We start from the raw sequence: 2,906 nt of genomic DNA, 5'->3' as shown, positions 1-2,906 counted from the left end.
CTAGAAACAACTTTATTCTGACATACTTCCCACGAATAGAATTGGCGGGATTCTCTCCATCATTGCGATGATGAGATACTATGGAAGGTTAAAATAAACCTGAGCAACCAGAGCAGGAATACTCCAGATCCTTTTTTTGTTGGCTCTGGCGACTAAAATACCATTTACTTGATTTGTCGAGCCGCCATCAGCAGCAAAAATAGATTCCAAGAATTTATAAGGATTACCAATAAATAATTGTAGCTCACTCCTCGTATCCCCAGCCCTAAAGGGTAGGGGTTGACTTGAAATCATTTTTGGTTAACTTAACATGGAATCAAGCGGGTTTGTCTATTCCTTGTTAAAGATTAAAATAGCTTAATAGTCTTTTATGTTCATTGCTTGAGAGTGTAGCTTGCATTAGAAGCGAGCTTGAGTTTGAGTTGATTAACGCTGCTCGTGTCATTGATTACTTTTTTTCTGCATTTTGAGTTCTCCACGGATTGAAATCGCGTGGATTCTAAGAGTCGTGTCGTTACGCGGGTTAAAACCGCGCTGCACGACGCTTATAAAACTTACTAGAGAGTGAGTCTAGTCTCTTTTGTTGTGGCAGACTCAAAACTGCCCTACCTCCCTGGCCTTTGGCCAAGCTACGCGAACGGATTAACAAAAAGTTAACCGGTGGATTTACTTTTAATTTAATTGCACAATAGCTTTCGGAGTGGTTGTACCAAACAAATCAGGGCAATAAATCACTACTTTTTGCTCCATTGTTTGCCTGTTCCATGGTCGTAGGATATACCCCGTCTCCAAATGTCCGGAATCTCACCGAAAAGCGCAAAATATAAACGCGACCAACCTTGTTCTTACTCACGATTCTATTTTAACACGAAAGCCCTTGATAAATCCCAGCGCGCTGGCCTTTGGCCACGCTACGGGAACGCTGTCCACCCAATAAATTAGGTGGCTAACTCTCGCTTGTTATTTTTCTGTTTTTATGCATTGTCTTGATGCAGAGCGCGAGTTTGGGAAACCCCCTGAGGTCGGCGCTACATCCCTTAATTCAGCAACCTATACCGCCCTAACCGATTTCTCCTGCTTGCCAGCAATGGTGCTGTAGTCTGTTAGAGATGGTGTTTGGGGGTATGGTCACTCTATAGTTATGTGACTACTCCTACATCATAATCTTTGATTTGATGTAGGCTTCTCAAACTCACGAATGAGACTTACTGTTCCTCGATATCCTGTATCGATTTACCACAGCCATTGAGCGGCAGTCCAACCGCCATCAATTTATCATACCAAAACCAAGAGACTCAGCCAGGTAATTCCCCTCCCGCGCATGAAGCGCGGGTATAAAGGGAGACCCCTTACCTGTTTAGTTGGAAACTCAGATTCCACTAGCATCCTTATACAGATAATGGAGTAAGAATTTAACAACTCCCCCAAGTTGAAACATAGGGGATTATGAGCGGATATTGCTAAAGCGGTTAAAAACCGGCTACTTGCAACGTTCACAGTAAGATTTGACTCACACTGTTGTGGCGGTTTAAACACACTACTACCGAACTTGGCTCAAAAAGAGCTATACCGTTCCCCTTAGTCTTCTTAGCTGTCAGGTTTGTCACCGACTTGGCTATTTATAGGATACAGCAGGAGAAACCCTACTGCTTATAAACGTCGGCGTGGCTAAAGCCTCCTGGTTCAAGAAGCAAGCATTTTGGTAGGTGTCTACAGGTTCCACATACCCATCATTGTGACATACTAATCCCTGTACGTGCTTGGCACTAAGCATGAATTTTGTAAAAAAAACTGCCAACCTGCCAACCTGCCATCGATCGCAGTCAGAGTCACTCAAAAATAGGCTTTTGCTGTGATCAAAAGCGATTAGGCACTCAATAGACTGATAAATCGGATTTTAAATCGTAAGGGAGAAAAGCCAGTGTTTGAGATCGTACGCACTCAAGACCAATACGAAACTTACATTCTCACTGACCACAATGCCCAATCTCGATTAGAAGTGGTTCCTGAACGAGGTGGCATTGTCATTCGGTGGAATATCCAAGGTCAGGAGATTTTTTATCTTGATGCGGAACGCTTTAAAGATCCCAATCTGAGTGTACGGGGTGGCATTCCCATCCTCTTCCCCATCTGTGGGAACTTAGTTAATGATACTTATACATACCTTGGCAAAGACTATACTCTCAAACAACACGGCTTTGCCCGTAATTTGCCTTGGCAGGTGACTAATAGTGCAACGAATGAGATGGCAGTGTTGACTATCACCCTCAAGAGTAATGACCAAACTCGCTCTGTCTATCCCTTTGACTTCGAAGTTACCTTTACCTATCGATTAAAAGGCAACACCCTAGACATTGATCAGCGCTATACGAATCATTCCGCTGAACCGATGCCCTTTGCCACAGGTTTCCATCCCTACTTCTTGGCACCTGACAAAACTAAACTGGAGTTTGATATTCCTGCATCGGAGTATCAGGAGAAGCAAACTCAAGCAGTACATCCTTTCACTGGCAGTTTTGATTTTAGCTGTGATGAAATTGATGTATCGTTTGGGCAACTGAGTAATAATACGGCCAGTGTTACTGATGCTGAAAGGGGATTAGCGATCGCATTGACCTACACTGACGCTTACTCGACCTTGGTATTTTGGACAGTTCAAGGCAAGGACTTTTATTGCCTTGAACCTTGGAGTGCTCCCCGTAACGCTCTTAACACTGGAGAAAATTTAACTCACTTAGCTCCCGGAGAGAGTAGTGAGACATCGGTGAGGCTAACGGCGAAATTTTTCTAAATTTCCCTAGACATTTCCTTATCAATGTGATATTCTTAGTAAAGGTATGTTTGATAAAAGCTTACCGGGTCGCTAACTCAATGGTAGAGTACTCGGCTTTTAACCGATTAGTTCC

General features: G+C 43.3%; 4 protein-coding genes. 1 reads left to right on the top strand and 3 read right to left on the bottom strand.

Annotated elements, in window-relative coordinates; all coding sequences use genetic code 11:
* Positions 1-78 precede the first annotated feature (78 nt).
* From F6K37_RS36985 to F6K37_RS36975, 3 genes are all read right to left on the bottom strand, one after another.
* Positions 79-294 carry a hypothetical protein gene (locus F6K37_RS36985; protein ID WP_008182037.1) on the bottom strand — a complete coding sequence of 72 codons (216 nt, stop codon included), beginning with the start codon at positions 292-294 and terminating at the stop codon, positions 79-81.
* A 424-nt stretch (positions 295-718) separates the two neighbouring features.
* The gene (locus F6K37_RS36980; protein WP_267872009.1) at positions 719-853 is read right to left on the bottom strand and encodes a hypothetical protein; all 135 of its coding nucleotides are present in this window, start codon (positions 851-853) and stop codon (positions 719-721) included.
* A 762-nt stretch (positions 854-1,615) separates the two neighbouring features.
* Positions 1,616-1,837 (bottom strand): hypothetical protein, encoded by a 222-nt coding sequence (locus F6K37_RS36975; RefSeq protein WP_131826850.1) that lies wholly within the window; start codon positions 1,835-1,837, stop codon positions 1,616-1,618.
* Positions 1,838-1,921: 84 nt separating this feature from the next.
* Here F6K37_RS36975 and F6K37_RS36970 point away from each other — a divergent pair, with 84 nt between their 5' ends.
* Complete coding sequence (locus F6K37_RS36970; protein WP_287255962.1) at positions 1,922-2,791, top strand: aldose epimerase family protein; 870 nt, start codon at positions 1,922-1,924, stop codon at positions 2,789-2,791.
* Positions 2,792-2,906: the final 115 nt, after the last annotated feature.

Source organism: Moorena sp. SIO4E2 (genome assembly GCF_010671945.1).
Lineage (GTDB): Bacteria > Cyanobacteriota > Cyanobacteriia > Cyanobacteriales > Coleofasciculaceae > Moorena > Moorena producens.
Note: the sequence above shows the minus strand (reverse complement) of the source record. Positions and strands in the feature narration are given on the sequence as shown.

What these genes read in the sequence shown, in the direction of transcription:
- F6K37_RS36985 (WP_008182037.1), bottom strand. Translation starts at nt 294, where the DNA reads ATGATTTCAAGTCAACCCCTACCCTTTAGGGCTGGGGATACGAGGAGT.